Consider the following 26,379-nt stretch of genomic DNA (forward strand, 5'->3'; position numbering starts at 1 on the left):
AGTTCTCCGGGGCTTGCCGGGCCGCGCAGCTCGGCAAGCCCGTGGGAACGCGCTAGCCGTGGCCGAAGTCGTTCTGGCGCCATGCTTCGTAGACGGCTACTGCTGCTGAGTTGGCGAGGTTCATCGACCGGATGCCCGGCAGCATCGGGATGCGCACCCGGTCGGTGGCGCGGTCCAGGACCTCCGCGGGCAGGCCGACCGATTCCCGGCCGAACAGCAGCACATCGCCGGGTGCGTAGCGGAGCTGGGCGTGCGTGCGTTCCGCGTGCGCGGTGAACGCGACGATCCGGTGCGGGGCCAGCTCGTCCAGCAGCGGATCCAGCGCCGGGTGCACGTGCAGGGCGGCGCGGTCGTGGTAGTCGAGCCCGGCTCGGCGCAACTTCGCGTCCCCCACCGAGAAGCCCAGCGGTTCGACCAGGTGCAGTGCGCAACCGGATCCGGCCGCCATGCGGATCGCGTTGCCCGCGTTGCCGGGGATCTCCGGTTCGTGGAAGACGACGTGAAACACCGCGAATCGTTGCACACCCGGCACGACTCGCGGTCGCGCGCCCCTGGTGAGCGGGGCGGTGCTGCACCGTTCTGGTAGAGAAGGGTCATGGTGGGCAAGCGGGCATCGACCACGGGGACGCGGGAGCAGACCGCGGCCGTTGAGCTCCCCGTGGCCCGAGTGCTGGTCGACGTCCCGCTGCCGGTGCACCTGGACCGGCCGTTCGACTACCTGATCCCGGAGCGGCTCGACGGTGACGCCCGGCCCGGCTGCCGGTTGCGGGTGCGGTTCCGCGGCAAGCTCGTGGACGGGTACCTGCTGGAGCGGGTCCAGAGCTCCGAGTTCACCGGCAGGCTGTCCTGGGTGGAGCGCGTGGTCTCCGCCGAACCGGTGCTCACCCCGCAGCTGCTGGAGCTGTCCCGCGCGATCGCCGCCAAGTACGGGGGGATGCTCGCCGACGTGGTCCGGCTGGTCGTGCCGCCGCGGCACGCGTCGGCGGAGAAGAACGCACCGACCGAGCCCGGCCCGGCGCCGCAGGTTCCGGACCCCACCGCGTGGCAGCACTACCGGCACGGCACGTCGTTCCTGGACGCGGTGCGCGCCGGGCGCCGGGCGCGGGCCGTGTGGCAGGCGCTGCCGGGGGAGGAATGGCCGGCCCGGTTGGCCGAGGCGGCTGCGACCGCGGCCGCAGCGGGGCGCGGGGCGCTGCTGGTGGTGCCGGACCACCGCGACGTGGACCGGCTGCACGCCGCCTGCGTCGAGCTGCTCGGTACGGACGGGGTCGTGGCGCTGTCCGCCGATCTGCCCCCGCAGCAGCGCTACCGCCGATGGCTGGCGGTGCTGCGCGGCGCGGTGCGGGTGGTCGTGGGAACACGCGCGGCGATGTTCGCGCCGGTGCACGACCTCGGGCTCGCGGTGGTGTGGGATGACGGGGACGAGCTGCACAGCTATCCGCAGGTGCCGTTCCCGCACACGCGCGAGGTGCTGGTGCATCGGGCGCACGCCGCGGGCGCCGCGTTGGTCGTGGGCGGGTTCGCGCGGACGGCGGAGGCGGCGCTGCTGCTGGAGTCCGGGTGGGCGCACGAGCTCTCCGCCGACCGCGACCGGCTCCGCCGGCACGCGCCGCGGGTGACCGCCATCGGTGAGGACTGGCAGCTGGCCCGGGACGAGGCCGCCCGCGCCGCGCGGCTGCCGTCGGTCGGTTTCGAGGCGGCGCGCACCTCGCTGCAGTCCGGGAAACCGGTGCTCGTCCAGGTGCCCCGGCGCGGATACGTCCCGGCACTGGCCTGCGGGGATTGCCGGGAGAAGGCGCGCTGCCGGCGGTGTGCGGGACCGCTGGCACTGCCCGGCGGTACCGAAGGCGGTGCGCCGAAACCCGCCGCGTGCCGGTGGTGCGGTGCGGCCGAGGCCGCGTTCCGCTGCTCCTCCTGCGGTTCCCGCAGGTTGCGCGCGGTCGCGGTCGGCGCGGTGCGCACTGCCGAGGAGCTGGGGCGGGCGTTCAGCAATGTCGCGGTGCTGACCTCGGGTTCCGGAGCGGTGCTGCCCAGCGTGCCGGACCGGCCGGCGCTGGTGGTGTGCACGCCGGGCGCCGAACCGGTCGCCGCGGGCGGGTACGGCGCGGCGCTGCTGATGGATGGTGCGGCGCTGCTCGGCCGCCCGGAGCTGCGCGCGGCGGAAACCGCGCTGCGCCTGTGGTTCGGCGCGGCCGCGCTGGTGCGTCCCGCCGAGCAGGGCGGACGGGTGATCGTGATGGCCGATTCCACCCTGCAGCCGGTGCAGGCGCTGGTGCGCTGGGATCCGGGGTGGTTCGCCGGGCTGGAACTGGCCGAACGCGCCGAACTCGGCTTCCCGCCCGCGCGCCGGGTCGCGGCGGTGGACGGTGCTCCGGACGCCATCGAGGCGCTGCTCGACCTGGCCGAACTCCCGCCGTCCGCGGAAGTCCTCGGTCCGGTCCCGCTCGGCGAGGTCGACGAGGACGGTGCCGCCGAGCGGGAGCGGTTGATCGTGCGTGTGCCGCGGACCGACGGCCGCGCGCTGGCCGGCGCGCTGCACGACGCGCAGGCGGTGCGGGCGGCCCGCAAGGCCAGCGAACTCCAGGTGCGCCTGGATCCGCTGGAGATGCTGTGAGCGGTCAGTACCGGTGGACGTCGGCGCCCGGGGATTCCGGCGGCGCGTCCTGCGGTGCCGAGATGCGGTCCGGGTCGCCGTCCGAGGTGTAGCGGCCGCCCGGATCGGCGGCCAGCGAGTCCAGCCACGCGGTCGAACCGTAGTCGGCGTCCTCGCCCTCCGGTCCCTGCGATCGGATGCGCGGCACGTTCAGCGGGTCGAAATCGGCCGCGTGTGGCGAGGACGATGGGTTCGATCCGACCAGCATGACGCTGTCGTAGCGGTAGTCGACGCCGTCGGCGGATCCGGCCGCGGCCAGCTGCTCGTCCTCCGGGTGCACGCCCAGCGGCAGCGCCAGCGAGCGGACCTGCGCCTGCGGTACCGCCTCGCGGATGATCCGGTGCATCCCGGCGATCTCCTGTTGGGCCTCCTCGGCCGGGACCTGGCCGAGGTTCGGGTGGCCGACGGTGTGGTTGCCGATCTCGAAACCGTGCTCGTGCAACCAGGTGAGGCTGCGCTGCCCGGTGGGTTCCTCGAACGGCGGGTCGAAGACGTAGAAGGTCGCCTTCGGTGCGAAACCGGGGTTGCGCTCGGCGACGTCGAGCAGGATCGGCACCGCGGTGCCCGGGAGCGGGTTGCCGGCTCCGTCCACCTGGAACTGGCTCGTCGCGCCGTCGTCGAAGGTGAGCACCACCGGGTGCTTGCCCGCGGGGATGTCGATGTCCCCGGTCGCGAACTCGGTGGCTGTGACCGGCACGTAATCCTCGTCGGCCAACCGCTGCAGCTCCGCGCGGAAGTCCTCCGGCGTGCGCTCGTAAACGCCGGACGGCTCCGAGGTGATCCGGTGGTACATGAGCACCGGGACGTCGCCGAGCTCGTTGGCGCCCACGTCCTCCGGTGCGGGCGGCGGCGGTTCCGGAGGTGGCGGAGCGGGCCGCGGTGCGGGCGGCGCGGTGGCGGCGTCCGGACCGCTTCCCGCGCATCCCGACACCAGCAGACCGAGCGCGGCCGCCGCGGCGAGCACGGCACCGGGGCGGTTCGTGAGCGCGAACATACCGGCACACCGTAGAGATCTGCGCGCTCGGGCGGTTCCGCCAAGCGGTGGGCGTGATCGGGTTTCACCCGGACCGAGGTGTCGGCGGCGCACTGAAACGATCACCTGTTGATCCGGGGGTGGCGGTCCTGCGAGGGTTGACGCGTCGTCCGGGTTGCCGAAGCCGTTCGCAGCCGCGGGAATTCGCCCACGTCGGGGAGGCGAAGGATGTCGGATGCATCTGCGGACCGCGGTGTCTCGGCGAAGCTGCGCGCCGTGCTGCGGGCCGTGCCGCGGTCGGTGCTGGTGGGCGCGGCGACGGTCCTGGTGCTGCTGGTCGGGTTCGTGCTGCTGCGCTCGCTGTCCACTGCGGACGTTCGGGTCAGCGGGGCGGGCGGCGACGGGCCGGTGACGCGGGAAGCGGTGCAGCAGATCCGCGTGCACACGGCGGATTCCGCCTCGGCGGTCGTGCTGCTGGATGGCCGTCCGGTGCCGACCCGCGAGCAGGACGGGGCGATCGGGTTACGTCCGGGCGAATTGTCCGATGGCGAGCACGAGCTCAGCGTCCAGGTGCCGCGGAGCCCGTCGTGGCTCGGCACGTCCAGCACCGAGCACCGGTTCACTGTGGACGGCGAGCCGCCGGTGCTCCGGGTGGCGGATTCGCTGCGTCCGCAACGCCCGGGCGAACCGGTGACGGTGGAGGGAACCGCGCAGGGGGCCGAACGCGTCGAGGTCGCCGGGAACGCGGTGCCGACGGCGCCGGACGGCTCGTTCTCCTCGGTGGTGCAGAATCCGGACCGGGAAGTGCGCGTCACCGCCGTCGACGCGGCGGGAAACCGCGCCGAGCAGATGATGACGGTGCACGTGCGGCATCCCGGGATGCGCGCGGTGCACATGACCGGCCTGGCCTGGACCAGCGATACGCTGCGCGAGCCGGTGCTGGAGATGGCGCGGCAGGGCCGCATCGACACGGTGGAGCTCGACATCAAGGACGAGAGCGGCGAAGTGCCCTACGATTCCCGGGTTCCGCTGGCCAACCGGATCGGCGCGGTCAAGAACTACTACGACGCCAAGCAGAGCATCGACCAGTTGCACAGCATGGGGGTGCGGGTCGTGGGCCGGTTGGTGGCGTTCAAGGACCCCATCCTGGGCGAATCATCGTGGCGTGCGGGTCATCCCGAGCGCGTGGTGCAGACCAGCGACGGGCAGCCGTGGTCGACCGGCGGGTACGGCAGCTTCGCGTTCACCAACTTCGCGGACCCGGTGGTGCGCCAGTACAACATCGACATCGCGGCCGAAGCGGTCGAGCTGGGCTTCGACGACATCCTCTACGACTACGTGCGCCGGCCGGACGGCGACATCGGCGAGATGCGGCTGCCCGGCCTGCAGACGACTCCGGAGGCCAGCGTGGCCGGATTCCTGCGCGAGACCCAGCCCGAGGTCCGTTCGCGGGGCGCGCTGCTGGGTGCTTCGGTGTTCGGCATCGCCGTCGACCGGCCCACCGAGATCGCCCAGGACATCCGCCAGATGTCGCAGTTCGTGGACTACATCGCGCCGATGGTCTATCCGTCGCATTGGGCGCCGGGGGAGTTCGACGTCGACAACCCGGACGCGCAGCCGTTCGACATCGTGCAGCGGTCGTTGGCGGTGTTCGCCGACATCGTGCGCGGGACGGATGTGCAGATCATCCCGTGGCTGCAGGACTTCAGCCTCGGCGCGGAGTACGGGCCGGAGGAGGTGCGCGCGCAGATCGATGCCGCGGCCAGCAACGACATGGATTCCTTCCTGCTGTGGGCGGCGAACTGCCGCTACACCGGGGAGGCGCTGACGCCGCAGGGCTGAGCGGGTGCCGGCCTCCGGGAACCCGGTTCGGCGCCGGGACATCGGGGTGCGGATCTGGCAGAGTGTCCGGCACCGCCGAGCCGGGGAGGGTGCGATGCCCGCGAGACCAGTCCGAACCGCACTGAGCGCCGTCGCGTGCTGCGCCCTGGTCGCGCCCGTCGCGCAGGCCGCTCCGCCCGGCGCGGGATCGGCCGCACCCCCGGAGCAGGCCGAGGCGGTCGGTTATGGCGGCGCGGTGAGCAGCGTCGATCCGGACGCGACGCGGGCCGGTGTGGAGGTGCTGCGCCGCGGGGGCAACGCTACCGATGCCGCGGTCGCGGTGGCCGCGGCACTGGGCGTGACCGAACCGTACTCGGCGGGTGTCGGCGGTGGCGGGTACTTCGTGCACTACGACGCGGACAGCGGCAAGGTATCCACAGTGGACGGGAGGGAGCGGGCGCCGGGATCGGTGGACGAGGACCTCTTCCTCCAGGACGGCGCACCGATCCCGGAGGACGAGGCGATCACCAGCGGCCTGGGCACCGGCGTCCCCGGCACGCCGGCGACCTGGCAGCGCGCCCTGGACAACTGGGGCAGCGCCGGGCTCGACGAAGTGCTGCGGCCGGCGACCAAACTCGCCGAGAACGGGTTCGCCGTCGACGAGACGTTCCGCGAGCAGACCGCCGACAACGAGGAGCGCTTCCGCGACTTCCCGGCCACCCGCGAGCTGTTCCTGCCCGGCGGCCGGCTGCCCGAGGTCGGGCAGGTGCTGCGCAATCCGGACCTGGCCGAGACCTACCGGCAGCTCGGTGACGACGTCGCGGAGTTCTACCGCGGCGACATCGGCCGGGACGTCGCCGCGGCGGTCAACCGGCCCCCGGTGGATCCCGCGGCCGACCGGGAGGTGCGCCCGGGCCGGATGGCCGAGCAGGACGTGCGCGGCTACGAGGTCACCGAGCCCGAGCCGACGCGCAGCGGATACCGCGGGCTGGACGTGTACGGCATGCCGCCGACCAGCTCGGGCGGCATCGCGGTCGGCGAGGCGCTCAACGTGCTGGAGCGCACCGATCCGGCCGTGCAGGACGACGCGCAGTACCTGCACCGCTTCCTGGAGGCGAGCAAGCTCGCCTTCGCCGACCGCGACCGGTACGTGGGCGATCCCGAGTCCACCGACGTGCCGACGCAGCAGCTGCTCGACGACCGGTTCGCGGCGTCCCGGGAGTGCCTGATCCGCGACGACGCGGTGCTGCCCGCCCCGGTGGCGCCCGGCGAACCGCACGATCCCGGCGGCTGCCCGGGCGGGACCGCGCAGCGCCCGGCCGGGGACGAGGGGCCGAACACCACGCACCTGACGGTGGCCGACCGCAGCGGCGACGTCGTGTCCTACACGCTGACCATCGAGCAGACCGGCGGCAACGGCATCGTCGTGCCCGGCCGGGGTTTCCTGCTCAACAACGAGCTGACCGACTTCGACTTCGAAGCCACCGGCGAGGGCGATCCGAACCTGCCCGGTCCCGGCAAGCGGCCGCGCAGTTCGATGAGCCCGGTGATCCTGCTGCGCGACGGTGAACCGGTGCTGGCCGCGGGCAGTCCCGGCGGGGCCACCATCATCACCACCGTGCTGCAGGTGCTCACCGGGCGCGTGGACCGCGGGATGCCGCTGGTCGACGCGATCGCCGCGCCGCGGGCGTCGCAGCGCAACACCGCGGAGACCGAGGCCGAACCGGCCTTCCGGGACAGCGGGCCGGCGCGCGAGCTGGCAGCGCTCGGGCACCGGTTCACCGACGGCGGGGAGATCGGCGCGGCCACCGCGCTGGAACGGCTCCCGGACGGGCGGTGGCTCGCGGCGGCCGAACCGGAGCGCCGCGGCGGCGGCGCGGCGGCGGTGGTGCTGCCCGCGCCCTGACGTGCACCGAGGCATTGCGCGGAGATCCGGAGACGGCGACTAGACTCGGCGGGTCGTGCCCGCCGACCTCGACGCAACGCAGGGAGCGCATGTGACAGTCCAGCCGATCCGGCTCTTCGGCGACCCGGTGCTGCGCAGCCGGGCCGATGAGGTCGTCGACTTCGACAAGGAGCTGCGCAACCTGGTCCGCGACCTGTGGGACTCGATGGAGGCCGAGCAGGGCGCCGGGCTGGCGGCACCGCAGCTGGGGGTGGGCCTGCGGGTGTTCACCTACCACTGCGACGGCTTCGCGGGGCACCTGATCAACCCGACCTGGACGGCCGTCGGCGGCGAGGACCAGTTCGGACCGGAGGGCTGTCTGTCCATCCCCGGCATGTCCTGGGACTGCCTGCGGTCTGCGCACGTGGTGGCGCGCGGCTGGAACATGCACGGTGAGCCGGTCGAGGTCGAGGGCACCGACCTGCTGGCGCGCTGCATCCAGCACGAGACCGACCACCTGGACGGCGTGCTGTTCCTGGACCGGCTCGACGAGCAGACCCGCAAGGCCGCGATGCGCGAGATCCGCGGCGCCGACTGGTTCGCCGGCAGCGAGCCGGTGGTCAAGCAGAACCCGCACCCGCTGTTCGGCGGGGGCCGCTGATGCGCGTGGTGTTCGCCGGCACCCCGGAACCGGCGGTGCCCGCGCTGCAGGCGCTGCTGGACGCGGACCGGCACGAGGTCGTGGCCGTGGTCACCCGCCCGGACGCGCCGGCCGGCCGCGGCCGCAAGCTCGTGCGCTCCCCGGTCGGGGAGCTCGCCGACCGGCACGGGATCGAGGTGCTCACCCCGGCCCGCGCCGCGGATCCGGAATTCCTGCAGCGGTTGCGCGATCTCGCCCCGGACTGCTGCCCGGTGGTGGCCTACGGCGCCCTGTTGCGCGAGGAAGCGCTGGCGATCCCGCCGCACGGGTGGCTCAACCTGCACTTCTCGCTGCTGCCCGCGTGGCGCGGAGCCGCCCCGGTGCAGGCCGCGGTGCGGCACGGCGACGAGTTCACCGGGGTCAGCGCGTTCCGGCTGGTCCCGGAGATGGACGCGGGACCGGTGTACGGGGTCGCGACCGAGCGGGTGCGGCCCGCCGATACCGCGGGCGAGCTCCTCGACCGGCTCGCGGTCTCCGGAGCGCAGCTGCTGGTGGCGACCCTGGACTCGTTGGAGACCGGGGAGATCCAGGCACGCGAGCAGCCCGCGGACGGGGTCAGCTATGCGCCGAAGGTCACCGTCGAGGACGCCAAGGTCGACTTCACCCGGCCCGCGCAGGCGGTGGACCGCCTGATCCGGTCGGTCACGCCCGACCCGGGGGCGTGGGCGCTGCTCGACGGCGAGCGATTCAAGCTCGGGCCGGTGCGGGTGGCCGAGGCCGCCGAGGTCCGGCCGGAACCGGGTGAGATCGTGGTGGAACGGCGCCGCGTGCTGGTGGGCACCGCCACCGCTCCGGTGGAGCTGGGTGCGGTGCAGGCGGCAGGGAAGAAGCGGATGGCGGCTGCGGACTGGGCCCGCGGCACCCGCATCGAGCGAGGAGAACAGCTCACGTGAACGACCGCAGGCGCCCGTCGCGCCCGCCGAAGTCCCGTCCCCCGAAGCGCAAGCCGGACCCGGCTCGCCCGGTGGACATCGATCCGGTCCGCATGGCCGCGGTGGAGACGTTGCGGGCGGTCCGCGAGCGCGACGCCTACGCCAACCTGGCTTTGCCTCCGCTGCTCAAGCAGCGCGCCATCACCGGGCGCGATGCGGCGCTGGCCACCGAGCTGACCTACGGCACGTGCCGCGCGCAGGGGCTGCTGGACGAGGTCATCGCGGCCTGCAGCAGCCGCCCGGTGGCCGAGATGGAACCGGCCATGGTCGACGCGCTGCGGGTCGGCGTGTACCAGCTGCTGCGCACCCGGATTCCGGCACACGCGGCAGTCGCGTCCACAGTGGATATCGTTCGGTTCGAGAACGGCACGAAGCTCTCCGGTTTCGCCAACGCCGTGCTGCGCAAGGTGACCGAGAAGGACGAGCAGGGCTGGCTCGATGAGCTCGCGCCGGATGCGGCCACCGACCCGATCGGCAACCTGGCGCTGCGGCACGCCCACCCGCGCTGGATCGCCCAGGCGTTCGCCGACTCGCTGGGCGGCGAACAGGAGCTGGCGGACGCGCTGGCCGCCGACGACGCTCGGCCCGCCGTGCACCTGACCGCCCGGCCCGGGGAGATCAGCGCGGACGAACTGGCCGCGATCACCGGCGGCGACCCGGCCCCGTACTCGCCCTACGGCGTGCGCCTGGAAGCCGGGGCCGGCGACCCCGGCGACCTGGAGCCGGTCCGCGAGGGGTTCGCGACCGTGCAAGACGAGGGCAGCCAGCTCGTGGCGCTGGCCGCGACCCGGCCCGAGGTCGGCGGCTCGGACGCACGGTGGCTGGACCTGTGTGCCGGCCCGGGCGGCAAGGCCGCGCTGCTCGGGGCGCTGGCCTCGCTGGACGGCGGTGCGCTGGACGCGGTCGAGCAGACCGCGCACCGCGCCGACCTGGTGCGCCGGGCCACCGAAGGCCTGCCGGTCGCGGTGCACGTGGCCGACGGCCGCGAGCCCGGACTGGAACCCGGCTACGACCGGGTGCTGGTCGACGCGCCGTGCACCGGATTGGGCGCGCTGCGGCGCAGGCCCGAGGCCCGCTGGCGGCGCAAGCCCTCGGACATCGGCGAGCTGAGCAAGCTGCAGCGCGAACTGCTGCTGTCGGCGATCCGGCTCACCAGGCCGGGCGGGATCGTCGCCTACGTGGTGTGCTCGCCGCACCTGGCCGAGACCGAGGGCGTGGTGGCCGACGCCGTGCGCCGCACCGGTGCCGAGGAGATCGATGCCCGGCCGTGGTTCCCGGACGTCCCGGACCTCGGCGAGGGGCCGTCGGTGCAGCTGTGGCCGCACCGGCACGGCACGGACGCCATGTTCTGCGCGCTGCTGCGCGCGTGACCGGCCCGGAGGGTGGCGATGAGCGGAGCTCGCGAGGGGCTCGATGTGGCGCTCGCCGAAGCCCGGGCCGGGCTGGCTGAAGGCGGGGTCCCGATCGGTGCCGCGCTGCTCGGCCCGGCAGGTGAGGTGCTCGGCCGCGGGCACAACCGCCGGGTGCAGGACGGTGATCCCTCCGCGCACGCCGAGACCGCCGCGTTCCGCGCCGCGGGTAGGCAGCGCTCCTATGCGGACACGACCATGGTCACCACGTTGTCGCCGTGCTGGTACTGCAGCGGTCTGGTGCGCCAGTTCGGCATCGGCCGCGTGGTGATCGGCGAGGCCCGCACGTTCCACGGCGGGCACGACTGGCTCACCGAGCACGGCGTGCAGGTGCAGGTGCTGGACGACGCCGAGTGCGCGCGGATCATGCACGAGTTCGTCGCGGCCCGGCCGGAACTGTGGTTCGAGGACATCGGCCGCGCCCGGTGATTCCCGGGGGACGGCCCCGCGGCAGGGCGTCACCGCGGGACCGTCGACCGGACGTGATCAGGTGGGGCAGACCGCGTCCGGGGTCTTCTTGAGCATGTCGTTGCGCACCCACCCCTCGACGTTCGTCTCGACGTCGCGCAGGTAGGTCCACTGGGTCGTGTAGCAGTGCAGGTCGACCCGGTGCGACTTCTGGCCCTGGCCGACCGCATCGCAGTTCGGGCCGCTGCGGATGTTGGTGAAGTCGTTCTTGAACAGCTTGGCGTACTTCGACTGGTCCTTGTCCGGCATCTTCCCGGTCTCGCACCCGGCGGCCGGTGCGGCAGTCGGCACCCGCTGCTCACCCGCTGCGATTCCGGGGGCCAATGTGGACAGTGCGATTCCGGCGGCCAAGGCCAGTCCGGCGGTCATCCTGCGCATGGTGTTCTCCTCGGTTGTGCTTGGGTTTGCGTGCGTTGCCCGTGGTCTCGTTCCCGCAGCGTTGATCGGGACTGGGTGGGCGACGTTCGGTCCGGGTGCGAGCCGATCCGCGGGGCCCGGACGCCACCCGGGGTTCGACCGGACGCGATCAGATGGGGCAGGTCGCGTCCTCGTGCGGGAGCTCGTCGAGCATGTCGTTGCGCACCCAGCCCTCGACGTTCGTCTCGGCGTTGCGCAGGTAGGTCCACTGGGTCGTGTAGCAGTGCAGGTCGACCCGGTGCGACTTCTGGCCCTGGCCGACCGGCGTGCAGTTCGGCCCGTCGAGGATCAAGGTGGAGTTCTCCTTGAACAGCTTGGCGTACTTCGAGTGGTCCCTGTCCGGCATCTTCCGGGTATCGCAGCGGACGTCCGGTGCTCTCGCGGGTTCCTCCTGAACCGCAGTCGCGATACCGGGAGCCACTGTGGACACCGCGATCCCGGTGGCCAGGGCCAGTCCGGTGGTCATCCTGCGCATGAGCGTTCTCCTGTCGTTCGGTTGCTCGCTCGGGTGTTGCTGATCCGGACGCCGTCGTCCCGCGCCTCCGGTGGTCGCGACACGGCGTGGTGCCGCGTGCCGCAAGGTATCCCGATCAGCAGTGGACGTCGGACGTGTCCTTCAGATAGCCGTTGTTCACCCATCCCTCGACTCCGGTGGACAACCGCAGGTAGGTCCAGGTGCCGGCGGTGCAGTGCAGGTCGACCTTCTGCGACGTGACGCCCTGGCCGAGCGCCTTGCAGGTGGTGCTCGGGCCGCTGCGGACGTTGACGTGGTTCGTCCTGAACAGCTTGGCGTACTTCGAGTTGTCCTTGTCCGGCTCCGTCTTGGAGCAGTTCGGTGGCGGAGGAGGTGGGGCCGGTTCGCTGGCCGCGACTCCCGGAGCCACTGTGGACAGTGCGATTCCGGCGGCCAGGGCCAGTCCGGTGGTGAACTTGCGCATGACGTGTCCTCTCTGGTGAACGGACCCGGTGCGGCACCGGGCCGTGCTGCTGCGCCCGGTGCGTGCCGGGCAGTGATCGAGCTCGGGACGTGCGCGAGAACCGGTATGCCCGAGCAGGCCGGTGCGCTCTGCGGCTCGGCCGCTGCGGACGGGCGGTGCCGTCCCGCGTCGAGGCGGGTGAGCGCGCGATGCCTGCCGACTGGTGCTGCGCACGGTGAGTCCCCCAGTGCCGTTGCGGAAGCGGATCCGCGTCCGGTGTCCGACGCTCCGTCCTCGGGGAGCGACCACTCGGATCTTCCGGACCCGCACCTGGGGTGACCAGGTGTTTGCGCGGATCGGAAAACACCGCGCAGCCGATGCGCTGTTCGAGTGAAACATGGGTAAGTGGTTCGATCATCCATTAGCCCGTGGCATAGTGATCCCGGACCGGCCGCGCTGCGGTCGTCGGAGCACCACTGGGGGAACGTTGGTACTTCGCATCCACTTCACCGGGCAGGACCTCGCGCGGACCCGGCTGCACCGCGACCCGCACCCGATGTGGGAACTGGTGCTGAGCCTGCACGTCCTGCAGTCGGGGTCACCGCTGAACCGCCACCAGCACTGGCTGCGCGCGGCGCGGCAACGCCTCGGCTCCGCCCCGCACGCGCGTGCCGACCTGCGGCTGCTGAGCACGCTGGTGCCGCCGGCCGGTGCGTTCCCGGACTTCCTCACCCCGGTCGACGGGACGGGACCGTTCGAAGCGCAGCTCGACGACGTGCTGTCCACCCCGCGCCCGCGCCGGCACGCGGAACTGGGGCAGGTCTTCGGCGCGCAGCGCGCTCCGGCGTGGGTGGCGGCCTTCGCCGACGGGGAGCAGGGCGCCGCCCGCGCCGTGCGCATCGCGCTGCAGCGCTACCACGAACTCGTGCTGCGGCCGCACGCCGACGAGATCGCGCGGTGCGTGCTCGCGGAACGCGAAGCCCGGGTGCGCAGCCTGTGCACCGGCGGGGCAGAAGGCCTGCTCGCCAGCCTGCCCGGCTGCATGCGCTGGGAACCGCCGGTGCTGGTCGCCGACTACCCGGGTCCGGACCGGGACCTGCACCTGCGCGGGCGCGGGATCACCCTGATCCCCTCGTACTTCTGCCACGGCAAACCCGTCGGGTTCGTCGACGCCGAACTGCCGCCGGTGCTGGTCTACCCGGTCGGCGCCGATGTGGTCCCGGAACGCGCCGCCGTCGAGCTCGGTGTCCTCGTCGGGCCCACCCGGGCTCAGGTGCTGCGCGAGCTGCGCGCGACCCGGTCCACCTCGGAACTGGCGCGGCGCGTGGGGATCTCGGTCGGGGCGGCCAGCAAGCACGCGGCCGTGCTGCGCAGCGCGGGACTCGTGCACAGCGTGCGGGAGCGCAACACCGTGCTGCACGGGCTCACCGGCCGCGGTGTGACCGTGGTGTCCGGCCATCCGCCCGCGGAGTCGCCGCTCGGTGAACTCCACCCGGGCGGCCTGGTGCCGTCGGCCGGGTGAGCCGGGGAACAAAAACGTTGCACCACTGGTTGCCCGGGTGTCCCAGGCACCCGAGAACCAGGCGGTGGCAGATGTCGTCCACACCGATCGAAGTCGCCCGCACCGGCGAACACACCTTCACCGCGACCAATCCGCGCGGCGCGCAGGTCGCCATCGGTAGGGACGGCGCACCGGGGGCTTTCACCCCGGGTGAGCTGCTGCTGGCGGCCATCGCCGGATGCTCCGCCGTGACGAGCGAGAACCTGCTGGTCCGCCGGATCGGCGAGGACGCCCCGCTGCGGGTGCGCGCGGACCGCAGCACGGATCCGGCCGACCCGAACCGCTTCGCGTCCGTGCAGGTCACCTTCGACGTCGACCTGGACCAGGTGGATCCGGAGCAGCGCGTGAAGCTGTCCGAGGCCGTGCAGCGCGCCGTCGAACGGTCCTGCACGGTGAGCCGCTCGGTGGAATCCGGCACGCCGGTCGAACTGGAACCGCCGCGCTGACACCGGGATCCGCACCGCCGCTCGGTGGGGCCGACCGCACCGCGTCGTAGGGTGCACGGGCACATCGAGCGGCGAGGAGGCACACCGAGTGGAGCAGGACACCGGGGCGGCGGCACCGTCCGGGCTGCGCAGGGATCTCCGCGGTCGGCACGTCGGCATGATCGCCATCGGCGGCGCCGTCGGGACCGGGTTGTTCCTCGGATCCGGGCTGGCCATCAACATCGCCGGGCCCGCGGTGGTCATCGCCTACGCGGTGGCCGCGTTCGCCGCGCTGGCACTGGCCTTCGCGCTCGCGGAGATGGTGGCGGTGCATCCGGAAGCGGGCGGGTTCGGCGCGGTCGCGCAGCGCTACCTCGGCGGTCTGGCGGGTTTCGTGTCCCGCTGGATCTACTTCGCCGCCCAGGTGGTCAACGTCGGCAGCGAGGTCATCGCAGCGGGGCTGTACATGCAGTTCTGGTACCCGCAGCTGCCGCTGTGGATCCCGGTCGTCGCGTTCTCGGTGATCATGCTCGCGGTGAACCTCGCCGCGGTGCGGTTCTTCGGCGAGTTCGAGTACTGGTTCGCGATGATCAAGGTCGTCACGATCGTCGTGTTCATCGGGCTCGGGATCTTCTACATCGTCTTCGGCCTGCCGGGCAGCGAACCGGCCGGGGTCGGCGCGCTGACCGAGCACGGCGGTTTCCTGCCCAACGGCATCGGCGCGGTCTGGCTGGCGCTGACCGTGGTGACCTTCTCCTACCTGGGCACCGAGGCCGTGTCCATGACGGCCGCCGAATCCCGCAATCCCGCCCGCGACGTCCCGCGCGCCGCGCGCACGATGGTGCTGCGCCTCGGGCTGTTCTACGTGCTGGGCATGCTGGTGGTCGTCTCGATCCTGCCGTGGAACCAGGTCTCGACGGCCGAGGAGGTCACCGAGAGCCCGTTCGTGCGGCTGTTCGATCTGGCGGGCGTGCCCGCGGCGGCCGGGGTGATGAACTTCGTGGTGCTCACCGCGGCGCTGTCCGCGATGAACACGAACCTCTACCTCACGGCGCGGATGACGCATTCGCTGGCCGCGGACGGTTACGCGCCGCGCTGGTTCGCGCGGATCGGGCGCAACGGTGTCCCGCAGCGCGCGCTGCTGCTGTCGGCGGCCGGGCTCGTGCTGGCCGCGGTGCTCGCGGTCGTCGCCGAGGACACCGCGTTCCCGCTGCTCATCGGCCTGGCGCTGTTCGGCGCGCTGGTGGTGTGGGTGCTCATCTTCGCCAGCCACGTGGTGTTCCGGCGCAGCCGCGCCCGCGCAGGGCTGGACCCGGCCCCGGTGCGGCTGCGCGGCGCTCCGGCGACCACGGTGCTGGCGGGCGGCTTCTTCGTGGCGGTGCTGCTGTCCACGCCGTTCACCGAGCAGTTCAGCACCGCGTGGAAGGCGGGCGTCCCGTTCCTGGCCGTGCTCTGCGTCGCTTATTACCTCGTACAGCGCCGCCGGGCCCGCGAGGTCGGCTGACCCGGCCCGTCCCTCGACCGTCCGGGTGAGATCGGGGGTGCGACCGGCGCGGCGGCCGCGCCACGCCGGGTCTTACACTCCCGATGTGTCGAACCAGCCGATGATCGCGCCCTCCATCCTGTCCGCAGACTTCGCCCACTTGGCCGATGAGATCGCCGCCGTGGACGGCGAACCCGGCACCCGGGCGGACTGGTTGCACGTCGACGTGATGGACGCGCACTTCGTGCCGAACCTGACCCTCGGGCTGCCGGTGGTGGAGTCGCTGCTCAAGACCAGCGACATCCCGATGGACTGCCACCTGATGATCGAGAACCCGGACCACTGGGCCATCGGTTACGCCGAAGCCGGCGCGCACAACGTCACGGTGCACGCGGAGGCGGCCAAGGACCCGGTCGCCATCGCCAAGGACCTCAAGGCCGCCGGCGCGAAGGCGGGCCTGTCCATCAAGCCCGGTACGCCGCTGGAGCCCAACGTCGACGTGCTCAAGCACTACGACACGCTGCTGGTGATGTCGGTGGAACCGGGCTTCGGCGGCCAGAAGTTCATCACCGAGGTGCTGGACAAGGCTCGCACCGCGCGCGACCTGGTCGACACCGGGCACCTCAAGCTGCTGGTGGAGATCGACGGCGGCATCAACGCGGACACCATCGAACAGGCCGCCGAGGCCGGGGTGGACTGCTTCGTGGCCGGGTCGGCCGTGTACAACGCCGAGGATCCGGCCCGCGCGGTCGAGGCTCTGCGCGGGCAGGCCGCACCCGGTTTCGCGCACGCTCGCCGGTGACGAGTCCCCGCGCGCGATGAGCTCCGAGAACGGCTCCGCCGAGGAAACGGCCATGCGCACCGCGCTGGCCGCCGCGGAGGAAGTCGTGGGCACCACCAGCCCCAACCCGCCGGTCGGCTGCGTCGTGCTCGACGCGGGCGGTGCGGTGGTCGGGACCGGTGCCACGCAGCCGCCGGGCGGTCCGCACGCCGAGGTCGTGGCGCTGTGCGCGGCCGGTGAGCGCGCGGCGGGCGGAACCGCGGTGGTGACCCTGGAGCCGTGCGGGCACACCGGGCGCACGCCGCCGTGCTCGGATGCGTTGCGCGCGGCGGGAATCGCGCGGGTGGTCTACGCGGTGTCCGACCGGAACCCCGCCGCGGCGGGCGGGGCGCGGCAGCTGTCCGACGCCGGGGTGCAGGTGCGCGGCGGAGTGCTGGCCGACGAGGTCGCCGCCGGGCCGCTCCGCTCCTGGCTGCACGCCGCTCGCACCGGACGTCCGCACGTGACCTGGAAGTACGCGGCGTCGCTGGACGGGCGTTCGGCCGCTGAGGACGGCACCAGCCGATGGATCAGCTCGGCCGAGTCCCGCGCCGAGGTGCACCGGGTGCGGGCGCGGGCCGATGCGGTCGTCGCCGGGACCGGCACGGTGCTGGCCGACGATCCGCGGCTGACCGCGCGCACCCCGGACGGCGGGCTCGCCGCGCATCAGCCGCTGCGCGTGGTGGTGGGTGACCGGGCGGTCCCGTCCGGGGCGCAGGTGTTCGACGACGCCGCGCCGACGGTGCGGATCCCCGGCCACGACCCGGCCGCGGTGCTCGCCGAGCTGGCCGAACGGGGCGTGGTCGAGGTGCTGCTGGAGGGCGGGCCGACGCTGGCCGGGGCCTTCGCGGCCGCCGGGTGCATCGACCGGGTGCTGGCCTACGTGGCGCCGGTGCTGCTCGGCTCCGGCACCGCTGCGCTGGGATACGCCGGAGTGGGAAGCATCTCGCAGGCGTGGCGGTTGCACGTGGAGGAGACGACGATGTGCGGCCCGGACGTGCGGATCAGCGCAGTTCCGGTCCCGCGGTCGTGATCGCGGGCCGAACCCGCCGCTGCGGCGGGGTCGACGACTGAGGAGGCATGGGGTTGTTCACCGGGATCGTCGAGGAACTGGGCACCGTCACCGCGGTGGAGGAGCTGGACGACGGCAGCAGGCTCACCATCCGCGGACCCGTGGTCACCTCGGATGCGAAGCACGGGGACTCGATCGCGGTCAACGGGGTGTGCCTGACCGTGCTGACCGCCGAGGACGGGGTGTTCGCGGTGGACGTGGTCGCCGAGACGCTGCGCTCCTCGGCGCTGCGGGCGGTGGCCGTCGGGGACCGGGTGAACCTGGAGCGCGCCATGGCGCTCGGCGACCGGCTCGGCGGGCACATCGTGCAGGGCCACGTGGACGGCACGGGAGTGCTGCGCGGCGCGGCCGAAGGCGGGCTGACCCGGTTCGAGATCCCCGGACGCCTGTCCCACTATCTGGTGGAGAAGGGCTCCATCACGATCGATGGGGTATCACTGACCGTGGTCGAGGCGGGGGAACGGGACATCAGCGTCGCGCTGATCCCGACCACTCTCGACCTCACCACGTTGGGTCTGCGGTCCGCAGGTGACGAGGTCAACATCGAAGTGGATGTGCTGGCCAAACACCTGGAGCGGCTCGCGGCCGCACAATTGTCCGGACGGAGTCGCGATGGGCGGGACCGTTCGGAGGACAATGGCGACCAGGTGCGGTGATCTGGGAGCAGGTGGCCCCCGAAGTGTGGGCCGGGTAGAGATGGGCGATGACGCTGTGAGTACGGAGCGGTTCGACAGCATCGAGCGGGCACTGGCCGACATCGCGGCCGGCCGCCCGGTGGTCGTGGTCGACGACGAGGACCGGGAGAACGAGGGCGACCTCATCTTCGCGGCGGAGAAGGCGACCCCGGAGCTGGTGGCCTTCATGGTCCGCTACACCTCGGGCTATATCTGCGTGGCGCTCACCGGTGCGGACTGCGACCGGCTCGACCTCCCGCCGATGTACCACTGGAACCAGGACCGCAAGGGCACCGCCTACACCGTCACGGTCGACGCGGCCGAGGGCGTGTCCACCGGGATCTCGGCGGCGGATCGGGCGCGCACGCTGGCCGTGCTGGCCTCGCCGGAATCGGTGCCCGACGACCTGACCAGGCCCGGGCACGTGGTTCCGCTGCGGGCGCGCGACGGCGGTGTGCTGCGCCGCCCCGGGCACACCGAGGCGGCCGTGGACCTGTCCCGGCTGGCGGGGCTCACCGAGGCCGGCGCGCTGTGCGAGGTGGTCAGCCAGAAGTCCGAAGGCGACATGGCCCGGCGCGACGAGCTGGAAGTCTTCGCCGAGGAGCACGACCTGGCGATCATCACCATCGCCGACCTGATCAGCTACCGCCGCCGGTTCGAGAAGCAGGTCGTGCGGGTCGCCGAGGCCCGCATCCCCACTGCGCACGGCACGTTCCGCACGGTCGGCTACGACAGCAAGATCGACGGCATCGAGCACCTCGCCCTGGTCTACGGCGACATCGGCGACGGCGAGGACATCCTGGTGCGGGTGCACTCCGAATGCCTCACCGGTGACGTGCTCGGTTCGATGCGCTGCGACTGCGGGCCGCAGCTGGACGCGGCCATGGCCAAGGTGGCCGAGGCCGGCCGCGGTGTGGTGCTGTACATGCGCGGGCACGAGGGCCGCGGTATCGGCCTCATGCACAAGTTGCAGGCGTACCAGCTGCAGGACAGCGGCGCCGACACGGTGGAGGCCAACGTCGCCCTGGGCATGCCGGTGGACGGGCGCGATTACGGGCAGGGCGCGCAGATCCTGTGCGACCTCGGGATCAAGTCGATGCGGCTGCTCACCAACAACCCCGCCAAGCGGGTCGGGCTGGAGGGCTACGGCCTGCAGATCGTCGGCCGCGAACCGCTGCCGATCCGGCCGAATCCGGAGAACATCCGGTACCTGCGGACCAAGCGCGACCGGATGGGGCACGACCTGGACAATCTGGACGACGGAGAGGACTCGTCGATCAACGGCGAGGCCGGTGTCGACGGTGGATCCGGAGTGACGGCATGAGCGGAGAAGGGCGGCCGCGGACCAGCGTTCCGCAGGCGGGCGGGTTGCGGCTCGGGATCGCGGCGATCCGCTGGCACGAGGACCTGATCGAGCAGATGCTCGCGCGGGCGGTCGCGGCGGCGGGCGAGGCGGGGGTCGCGGAACCCGAGGTGGTCCGCGTCCCGGGATCGGTCGAGCTGCCGGTCGTGTGCCAGCAACTCGCGCGCCAGTGCGATGCGGTCGTGGCGCTGGGCGCCGTCATTCGCGGTGGTACCCCGCACTTCGACTACGTGTGCGACTCGGTGACCGATGGGCTGACCCGGGTGGCGCTGGACGAGTCGACCGCCGTCGGCAACGGCGTGCTGACCTGCGACACTGTCGAACAGGCCGTGGCGCGCGCCGGGTTCGACGACTCGATCGAGGACAAGGGCTTCGAGGCGACCGCCGCGGCCCTGGACACCGCGCTGGTCCTTCAGCGGCTGCGCGACGGGAACGGCTGAACGGGGGGCTCTTGTGAGCACGGACGCGAGTGCGGTGGAGGTCCGGCCGCGGAAGGTGCGCCGTGTGGCCTATCCGCTCGCCGCGGCGTTGGTGATCATCTTCGGCGTCGTGGGCACGCTGCTGCGCAACACGCCGACCGGGGTGTACTTCCGGATCTCGGACCAGGTGGCCATGGGGTTGCTCGGCATGCTGCTGGCCGGCGGGGTGCTGCTGCTGACCCGCCCGCGGCTGCGCGCGGACACCGACGGGATCGAGGTGCGCAACATCATCGGCACGCACCGCTACTCGTGGAACGTCTCGAAGCAGATCAGCTTCCCGAACGGTGCGCCGTGGGCCCGGCTGGAGCTGCCCGAGGACGAGTACGTGCCGATCATGGCGATCCAGGCCAGCGACGGCGAGCGCGCGGTAGCGGCCATGCGCAAGCTCCGCGAGCTGCGGCGCAGCCTGGAGGACGCGGACGCGGCGTGATCGACGACGAGCGGTTCGTCCAGCACGTCGCCGACCGGCTCGCCGGGCTGCCCGGCGTGCGCGCGGTGGCCCTCGGCGGTTCGCGCGGGAGCGCAACGCACCGCCCGGACAGCGACTGGGATGTCGCGCTGTACTACCGGGGTGGTTTCGACGCCGGGAACCTGCGCGGTCTCGGCTGGCCGGGCGAGGTCGTCGACCCGGGCGCGTGGGGCCCGCTGTTCGACGGCGGGGCGTGGCTGCAGATCGACGAACGACCGGTCGACGTGCACTACCGCGATCTGGACGTGGTCGAGCACCAGCTGGCCGAGGCCCGCGCCGGGCGGTTCGACTGGCAGCCGCTGACGTTCCACCTGGCCGGGATGCCGGGCTACATGCTGCTCGCGGAGCTGGCCACCGGCCGGGTGCTGCGCGGTGAGCTCGATGTGCCGGAGTACCCGGACGCACTGCGCGAGCAGGCGCCCGGACGGTGGTGGCGGTTCGCGGCGCTGACCCTCGATTACACCCGGGGCAACCACGCCCGGTTCGGTCGGGTGGCCGAAACGGCGGGAGCTCTGGCCCAGGCCTCCTGCCAGGCCGCGCACGCGGTGTGCGCCGCGCGCGGGACGTGGGTGACCAACGAGAAGCGGTTGCTGGAGTCGGCCGGGCTGCGCGGGGTCGATGAGGTGCTCGCCGAGCCCGGCACCGGGCCGGACGGGCTGGTCGCCGCGGTCGACCGGGTGCGCGAACGCTGCGCCGCGGCGGTGCGTGCGGCCGGCGGCGTCCCGGACGCGCGCTGACGCCCCGCCTCCGCGGCCGGTGTCGTACGCGAGGAGAATGACCGATGAAGCGTGCGGCGGGTAGGAGGACATCGTGAGCGTGGCCCAGGAGCGCAACCTTCGGCTGGTGCCGGATCCCGATCCGGGACAGGGCGTGGATCTGGGGGGCATCCGGCTGCGCAACCGGCTGGTGACCTCGTCCAGCCTGCTCGGCTACGGGGTGGCCAACAGCGGTGTCGTGCCCTACGGCATGAGTCCGATCTCGAAGTTCGTCCCGCTGTCGCGGTTCGGGGCGATCACCACGCGCACGGTCACGGTCGAACCGCGCGAGGGGCACTTCACCACCCGCGACGTGTGGCCGCTGCGCGAGCTGCCCGGGCTGCTCAAGCGGTACGGGCAGGCGCTGCGCCAGGTCGACGGCGGCTGGCTCAACGCGTTCGGCTGGTGCAACGTCGGCATCGATGCCTACCTGCGCGACTACTACCCGCGCACCCGGGAGCAGAACACCATCATCTCCGTCGGCGGGTTCTCCGCCGAGGAGTTCGTGACGCTGGTGGACAAGATCAACGCGGCGGTACCGGCCGGCGAGATCGCGGCGGTGGAGTTCAACGTCTCCTGCCACAACGTCAACTTCGACTTCAACGCGATCATCGAATCGGTGCTGGCCGAGGCGGTGCCGCGCAGCAGGCACCCGGTGATCCTCAAGCTCTCGCCGGATTACGACTACCTCGGGCACGCCCGGCTGGCCGCCCGGCACGGCGTCTCGGCGCTGACCGCGATCAACACCCTCAAGGGCCTGCGACTGGATCCGAACACCGGAGAACCGCTGCTGCGCAACGGATTCGGCGGCCTGTCCGGCAGGGCGATCAAGCCGGTCGGCCTGCGCGTGGTCAAGGAACTGCGCGATGCCGGGGTGACGCTGCCGGTGATCGCCACCGGCGGGATCCGCAGCTTCGACGACTGCCGCGAGTACTTCTGGGCCGGTGCCGACGCGGTCAGCCTGGGCAGCGCCTCCTGGTTCGCCAGCTATCCCGGCTACGCGCTCTCCCCGGTGCACGCGATCCGCATCCGAAACGTCTTGCGCCGCATCGAGAACTACCAACCTCCGCGCTGACCCGCGGGTTCAGGCGCCGCAGCTGAGGCGTCCGCCGTTGAACTCCATGGCGTCGCCGAACGCCTGATCCGGATCCGGGTCGGTGTCGTCGGCGTCGGCGAAGGCGCGGTGCAGGTTCAGCACGAGCCGCTCCTGGTCCGGCCAGTGCTCGAACTCGCCGAGCTCGGCGTCCCGCGCCGCCTGCAGCGGGTCGAGCCCGTCGGCCCGGGCGCGCCGCGCGGTGTCCAGCACGAACCGGTAGTAGCGGGCGTGGTCCTCCAGCACCCTGGCGAACGCGGACCCGCTGATCACCGGTCCGTGCCCGGGAACGACGGACGTCACCGGGAATCCGGCCAGCCAGTCCAGCGAGCGCAGCGCGCCTTCGACCGAGCCGGAGATGACCAGCGGGGTCACCCCGTGGAAGAGCAGGTCCCCGGCGAACAGCACCCCCTCGTCCGCGACCCAGGCGATCACGTCGCCGGGGCTGTGCGCGGGGTGCCCGGGGTGCTGCAGCTCCACCCGGTGCCGGCCGGTGTGCAGGGTGAGGTCGCCGTGCAGCGCCAGGTCCGGCGCCCGGTAGCTGCTGATGCCCCAGTCCGGCGCGGGGTCCCAGACTTCGTGCAGCCGATCGTGCAGCGCCTCGCGCAGCATCGCCTCGCGGGTGGCGGTGTGTCCGATGACGACCGCGGATTCGGGCAGCAGCGCGTTGCCGTTGGTGTGGTCGCCGTGCAGGTGGGTGTTGACCGCGTAGCGGATCGGCGCGGACGCGTTCGCCTCGTCCACCGCGTCCAGGAAGCGCCGGGTGCGCGCGGCCGTGGCGCAGGTGTCGACGAGCACGATCCCGCGTTCGTCGGCGATCGCGCCGGCGTTGTTGATGAACCACGAGCCGTCCGGTTGTACCCAGGCGTGGATCCCACCGGCGAGCTCGGTCAGCGTCGCGCGATCCGGATCGGTGTGCTCGGTCTTCACGATCGCCCCCTCCGCAGGTACTGCCGAAGCGTGATCATGCTGGCACAGGCGGTGCCGGCTGCCCAGTCGACACCCGGGTGGTCCCGCCCGCCGGGACCGGGACCGACGGGTGCGCACGTAGGGTGGGGGCGTGGCCGACCCGTCCACCTACCGACCCGCTCCCGGCACGATCCCGGACGCCCCCGGCGTGTACCGGTTCTACGACGCCGGTGGCCGGGTGATCTACGTCGGCAAGGCGAAGAGCCTGCGCAGCAGGCTCTCGTCGTACTTCGCCGACCTGGCCGGCCTGCACCCGCGCACCCGGCAGATGGTCACCAGCGCGGCGGGCGTGACCTGGACCGTGGTCGGTACCGAGGTCGAGGCGCTGCAGCTGGAGTACTCCTGGATCAAGGAGTACGACCCGCGGTTCAACGTCCGCTACCGCGACGACAAGTCGTACCCGGTGCTGGCGGTCACCCTCAACGAGCAGTACCCGCGGCTGCACGTCTACCGGGGCCCGCGGCGCAAGGGCGTGCGCTACTTCGGCCCGTACTCGCACGCCTGGGCCATCCGGGAGACGCTCGACCTGCTGCTGCGGGTGTTCCCGGCCCGCACCTGCTCCGGAGGGGTGTTCAAGCGGCACGCGCAGATCGGCAGGCCCTGCCTGCTCGGCTACATCGGCAAGTGTTCGGCGCCGTGCGTGGGGCGGGTGGACGCCGACGAGCACCGGGCGATCGTCGAGGACTTCTGCGATTTCCTGTCCGGGCAGACCGACCAGCTGGTGAAACGGCTGGACAAGGCGATGCAGGAGGCCTCCGAGCAGCTGGAGTTCGAACGCGCCGCGCGACTGCGCGATGACCTCGAAGCCCTGCGCACGGCGATGGCCAAGCAGGCGGTTGTGCTCGGGGACGGCACCGACGCCGATGTGGTCGCCTTCGCCGAGGACGAACTGGCCGCCGCGGTGCAGGTGTTCCACGTGCGGGGCGGCCGGGTGCGCGGCCAGCGCGGCTGGGTCATCGACAAGGTGGACGACACCGGCATCGCCGAGCTCACCAGCCGGTTCCTCACCCAGTTCTACGGCGAGCAGGCGGCGCTGGCCGAGCAGGCCGATTCCGGGGGCGTCCCGGTCCCGCGGGAGGTCCTGGTCCCGCAGCTGCCGGACGACGCGGAGACGATCACCGGCTGGCTCGGGCAGGTCCGCGGCAGCAAGGTGCGGTTGCGGGTGCCGCAGCGCGGCGACAAGCGGGCCCTGCTGGAGACGGTGCAGCGCAACGCACGGGAGGCGTTCCAGCAGTACAAGCTGCGCCGTGCGGGCGATCTGACCGCGCGCTCGGCCGCGCTGCAGGAGCTGCAGGAAGCGCTGGGCCTGGACGAGGCACCGCTGCGCGTCGAGTGCATCGACGTCAGCCACGTGCAGGGCAGCGATGTGGTCGCCTCGCTGGTGGTGTTCGAGGACGGGGTGCCGCGCAAGTCCGAGTACCGGCGGTTCGACGTCCGCGGCGGTGCCGAGGGCGGTGACGTGGGTTCGATCAGCGAGGTGGTGCGGCGGAGGTTCGCGCGTTACCTCGCCGAGACCGGGCACTCGGCCGAGCACGACGCGGTCCCCGCACCGGACGCCGGGCCGGGGGCGGAGGGCGCCGAGGGGGCGTCCGCACCGGGCATCGATCCGGAGACCGGCAAGCCCCGCAAGTTCTCCTACCCGCCGAACCTGCTGGTCATCGACGGTGGCGGCCCGCAGGCCAATGCCGCGGCCGACGCGCTGACCGAGCTGGGCGTCACCGATGTCGCCGTCGTCGGGCTGGCCAAGCGGCTGGAGGAGATCTGGCTGCCCGGGGATCCGGACCCGGTCGTGCTGCCGCGCAGCAGCGAGGCGCTGTACCTGCTGCAGCGGGTCCGCGACGAGGCGCACCGGTTCGCGATCAGCTACCACCGCAGCAAGCGGTCCAAGCGGCTGAAAGCGTCCGCGCTGGACGACATTCCCGGGCTGGGGCAGACGCGCAAAGCCGCGCTGCTCAAGCACTTCGGCTCGGTGAAGAAGCTCCGGCAGGCCGGGGTGGCCGAGATCGCCGCCGTGCCGGGCATCGGACGGCAGACTGCCGAGACGGTGCACGCCGCGTTGGCGTCCGGCGGGGGAGCCGGACAGCAGGCAGCCGGTCCCGGGAGGGGTCCGGGACCGAGGACCACTGAAGGGGAGAGTCAGTGAGCGAGGAGCAGTCGGGCATCGAGGTCGCCGTGGTCAGCGGCCTGTCCGGTGCGGGACGCAGTACCGCGGCCAAGTGCCTGGAGGACCTGGGCTGGTTCGTGGTGGACAACCTGCCGCCGGAGTTGATCGCCACGATGGTCGAGCTGGGGGCGCGCTCCAGCGGCGCGATCACCCGGGTGGCCGTGGTCATGGACGTGCGCAGCAGGGCGTTCACCGACGACCTCGGCGCGGTGATCAAGGACCTGGACGCCCGCGGGTACAAGCCGCGGGTGTTGTTCCTGGAGGCCACCGACGACGTGCTGATCCGCCGGTTCGAGCAGGTGCGTCGTGGCCACCCGCTGCAGGGGGAGGGCAGGCTCGCCGACGGCATCGCCGCCGAGCGGTCGCTGCTGTCCCCGCTGCGTTCGGAGGCGGACCTGGTGCTGGACACGACCGGCCTGTCCGTGCACCAGCTGCGGTCCAAGATCGAGGACGCGTTCGGCACCGAGGCGAGCACGCGAACCCGGGTCACCGTGCTGTCCTTCGGCTACAAGTACGGCCTGCCGATGGACGCAGACCTGGTCATGGACTGCCGATTCCTGCCGAACCCGTTCTGGATCCCGGAGCTGCGCGAGCACAACGGGCTGGACGAGGAGGTCCGCAACTACGTGCTGGGCCAGGAGGGGGCCGAGGAGTTCATGCAGAGCTACCGGCACCTGATGCGCCTGGTCGGGTCCGGATACCACCGCGAGGGCAAGCGCTATCTCACGCTGGCGCTGGGCTGCACGGGCGGCAAGCACCGCAGCGTCGCGCTGACCGAGGAACTGGCGCGCAGGTTGGCCGAGGACGACGGGATGGTCGTCAAGACGGTGCATCGGGATTTGGGGCGCGAGTGAGCGGAGCCGGCGAGGACGGGGCA

26 protein-coding genes are annotated in these 26,379 nt (G+C 72.5%); 20 read left to right on the forward strand and 6 right to left on the reverse strand.

The genetic code is table 11. The annotated features are described in order from the left end of the window. Positions 1–52: 52 nt before the first annotated feature. Positions 53–508 carry a tRNA (cytidine(34)-2'-O)-methyltransferase gene (locus tag IQ251_RS03125; protein WP_193926876.1) on the reverse strand — a complete coding sequence of 152 codons (456 nt, stop codon included), beginning with the start codon at positions 506–508 and terminating at the stop codon, positions 53–55. A gap of 87 nt (positions 509–595) precedes the next feature. On the opposite strand from IQ251_RS03125, the gene IQ251_RS03130 reads away from it, so the two are divergent. After that, positions 596–2,614, forward strand: a complete 2,019-nt coding sequence (locus IQ251_RS03130) for a primosomal protein N' (RefSeq protein ID WP_193926877.1) — start codon at positions 596–598, stop codon at positions 2,612–2,614. A gap of 4 nt (positions 2,615–2,618) precedes the next feature. On the opposite strand, the gene IQ251_RS03135 is transcribed toward IQ251_RS03130, so the two are convergent. After that, entirely contained in the window at positions 2,619–3,647 is a 1,029-nt protein-coding gene (locus IQ251_RS03135; RefSeq protein ID WP_193926878.1) for a polysaccharide deacetylase family protein, read from the reverse strand. 207 nt (positions 3,648–3,854) lie between these two features. On the opposite strand from IQ251_RS03135, the gene IQ251_RS03140 reads away from it, so the two are divergent. From IQ251_RS03140 to IQ251_RS03165, 6 genes are all read left to right on the forward strand, one after another. After that, positions 3,855–5,468: a putative glycoside hydrolase gene (locus IQ251_RS03140; RefSeq protein WP_193926879.1), complete on the forward strand. Its 1,614-nt coding sequence runs from the start codon at positions 3,855–3,857 to the stop codon at positions 5,466–5,468. Between the two features lie 94 nt (positions 5,469–5,562). Continuing rightward, positions 5,563–7,353 (forward strand): gamma-glutamyltransferase, encoded by a 1,791-nt coding sequence (gene ggt / locus IQ251_RS03145; protein WP_193926880.1) that lies wholly within the window; start codon positions 5,563–5,565, stop codon positions 7,351–7,353. A gap of 91 nt (positions 7,354–7,444) precedes the next feature. Beyond that, entirely contained in the window at positions 7,445–7,993 is a 549-nt protein-coding gene (gene def, locus IQ251_RS03150) for a peptide deformylase (RefSeq protein ID WP_193926881.1), read from the forward strand. After that, the gene (gene fmt / locus IQ251_RS03155; RefSeq protein ID WP_193926882.1) at positions 7,993–8,925 is read left to right on the forward strand and encodes a methionyl-tRNA formyltransferase; all 933 of its coding nucleotides are present in this window, start codon (positions 7,993–7,995) and stop codon (positions 8,923–8,925) included. The genes def and fmt overlap by 1 nt, the downstream gene beginning before the upstream one ends. Continuing rightward, the gene (locus IQ251_RS03160; RefSeq protein ID WP_193926883.1) at positions 8,922–10,334 is read left to right on the forward strand and encodes an RsmB/NOP family class I SAM-dependent RNA methyltransferase; all 1,413 of its coding nucleotides are present in this window, start codon (positions 8,922–8,924) and stop codon (positions 10,332–10,334) included. The genes fmt and IQ251_RS03160 overlap by 4 nt, the downstream gene beginning before the upstream one ends. 18 nt (positions 10,335–10,352) lie before the next feature. After that, on the forward strand, positions 10,353–10,802 hold the full coding sequence (locus tag IQ251_RS03165) for a nucleoside deaminase (protein ID WP_193926884.1): 450 nt from the start codon (positions 10,353–10,355) through the stop codon (positions 10,800–10,802). A gap of 57 nt (positions 10,803–10,859) precedes the next feature. Here the strand turns inward: IQ251_RS03165 and IQ251_RS03170 are convergent, their stop codons facing one another. The 3 genes from IQ251_RS03170 to IQ251_RS03180 form a co-directional block, all read right to left on the reverse strand. Next, entirely contained in the window at positions 10,860–11,219 is a 360-nt protein-coding gene (locus IQ251_RS03170; RefSeq protein ID WP_193926885.1) for an SH3 domain-containing protein, read from the reverse strand. Between the two features lie 148 nt (positions 11,220–11,367). Further along, on the reverse strand, positions 11,368–11,733 hold the full coding sequence (locus tag IQ251_RS03175) for a hypothetical protein (RefSeq protein ID WP_193926886.1): 366 nt from the start codon (positions 11,731–11,733) through the stop codon (positions 11,368–11,370). Positions 11,734–11,848: 115 nt separating this feature from the next. Continuing rightward, entirely contained in the window at positions 11,849–12,196 is a 348-nt protein-coding gene (locus IQ251_RS03180; protein ID WP_193926887.1) for an SH3 domain-containing protein, read from the reverse strand. Positions 12,197–12,662: 466 nt separating this feature from the next. On the opposite strand from IQ251_RS03180, the gene IQ251_RS03185 reads away from it, so the two are divergent. The 11 genes from IQ251_RS03185 to IQ251_RS03235 all read left to right on the forward strand — a co-directional run bounded on the left by IQ251_RS03185 (position 12,663) and on the right by IQ251_RS03235 (position 22,351). Next, complete coding sequence (locus tag IQ251_RS03185) at positions 12,663–13,697, forward strand: winged helix-turn-helix domain-containing protein (protein WP_193926888.1); 1,035 nt, start codon at positions 12,663–12,665, stop codon at positions 13,695–13,697. A 71-nt stretch (positions 13,698–13,768) separates the two neighbouring features. Next, the gene (locus tag IQ251_RS03190; protein WP_193926889.1) at positions 13,769–14,182 is read left to right on the forward strand and encodes an OsmC family protein; all 414 of its coding nucleotides are present in this window, start codon (positions 13,769–13,771) and stop codon (positions 14,180–14,182) included. Between the two features lie 88 nt (positions 14,183–14,270). Beyond that, the gene (locus IQ251_RS03195) at positions 14,271–15,665 is read left to right on the forward strand and encodes an amino acid permease (protein ID WP_370591170.1); all 1,395 of its coding nucleotides are present in this window, start codon (positions 14,271–14,273) and stop codon (positions 15,663–15,665) included. Between the two features lie 100 nt (positions 15,666–15,765). Next, complete coding sequence (gene rpe / locus IQ251_RS03200; protein WP_193926971.1) at positions 15,766–16,446, forward strand: ribulose-phosphate 3-epimerase; 681 nt, start codon at positions 15,766–15,768, stop codon at positions 16,444–16,446. Positions 16,447–16,462: 16 nt separating this feature from the next. After that, positions 16,463–17,497, forward strand: coding sequence for a bifunctional diaminohydroxyphosphoribosylaminopyrimidine deaminase/5-amino-6-(5-phosphoribosylamino)uracil reductase RibD (gene ribD, locus IQ251_RS03205; protein ID WP_193926890.1), 1,035 nt, complete (start codon positions 16,463–16,465; stop codon positions 17,495–17,497). Positions 17,498–17,550: 53 nt separating this feature from the next. Continuing rightward, complete coding sequence (locus IQ251_RS03210; protein WP_193926972.1) at positions 17,551–18,192, forward strand: riboflavin synthase; 642 nt, start codon at positions 17,551–17,553, stop codon at positions 18,190–18,192. A 40-nt stretch (positions 18,193–18,232) separates the two neighbouring features. Beyond that, positions 18,233–19,534 (forward strand): bifunctional 3,4-dihydroxy-2-butanone-4-phosphate synthase/GTP cyclohydrolase II, encoded by a 1,302-nt coding sequence (locus IQ251_RS03215; RefSeq protein ID WP_193926891.1) that lies wholly within the window; start codon positions 18,233–18,235, stop codon positions 19,532–19,534. Beyond that, positions 19,531–20,013, forward strand: a complete 483-nt coding sequence (gene ribH / locus IQ251_RS03220; protein ID WP_193926892.1) for a 6,7-dimethyl-8-ribityllumazine synthase — start codon at positions 19,531–19,533, stop codon at positions 20,011–20,013. The genes IQ251_RS03215 and ribH overlap by 4 nt, the downstream gene beginning before the upstream one ends. A 64-nt stretch (positions 20,014–20,077) precedes the next feature. Then, positions 20,078–20,482 (forward strand): PH domain-containing protein, encoded by a 405-nt coding sequence (locus IQ251_RS03225; protein WP_370591171.1) that lies wholly within the window; start codon positions 20,078–20,080, stop codon positions 20,480–20,482. Further along, entirely contained in the window at positions 20,482–21,258 is a 777-nt protein-coding gene (locus IQ251_RS03230) for a nucleotidyltransferase domain-containing protein (RefSeq protein WP_370591181.1), read from the forward strand. Before IQ251_RS03225 ends, IQ251_RS03230 begins: the two co-directional genes overlap by 1 nt. A 73-nt stretch (positions 21,259–21,331) precedes the next feature. Beyond that, the gene (locus IQ251_RS03235) at positions 21,332–22,351 is read left to right on the forward strand and encodes a beta/alpha barrel domain-containing protein (protein WP_370591172.1); all 1,020 of its coding nucleotides are present in this window, start codon (positions 21,332–21,334) and stop codon (positions 22,349–22,351) included. Positions 22,352–22,360: 9 nt separating this feature from the next. On the opposite strand, the gene IQ251_RS03240 is transcribed toward IQ251_RS03235, so the two are convergent. Beyond that, the gene (locus IQ251_RS03240; RefSeq protein WP_370591173.1) at positions 22,361–23,299 is read right to left on the reverse strand and encodes an MBL fold metallo-hydrolase; all 939 of its coding nucleotides are present in this window, start codon (positions 23,297–23,299) and stop codon (positions 22,361–22,363) included. Between the two features lie 130 nt (positions 23,300–23,429). On the opposite strand from IQ251_RS03240, the gene uvrC reads away from it, so the two are divergent. Together uvrC and rapZ are read left to right on the forward strand one after the other, a co-directional pair. Beyond that, the gene (uvrC, locus tag IQ251_RS03245; RefSeq protein ID WP_193926895.1) at positions 23,430–25,481 is read left to right on the forward strand and encodes an excinuclease ABC subunit UvrC; all 2,052 of its coding nucleotides are present in this window, start codon (positions 23,430–23,432) and stop codon (positions 25,479–25,481) included. Further along, the gene (gene rapZ / locus IQ251_RS03250) at positions 25,478–26,356 is read left to right on the forward strand and encodes an RNase adapter RapZ (protein WP_193926896.1); all 879 of its coding nucleotides are present in this window, start codon (positions 25,478–25,480) and stop codon (positions 26,354–26,356) included. Before uvrC ends, rapZ begins: the two co-directional genes overlap by 4 nt. Positions 26,357–26,379 lie beyond the last annotated feature (23 nt).

The organism is Saccharopolyspora montiporae (genome assembly GCF_015209505.1).
Lineage (GTDB): Bacteria > Actinomycetota > Actinomycetes > Mycobacteriales > Pseudonocardiaceae > Saccharopolyspora > Saccharopolyspora montiporae.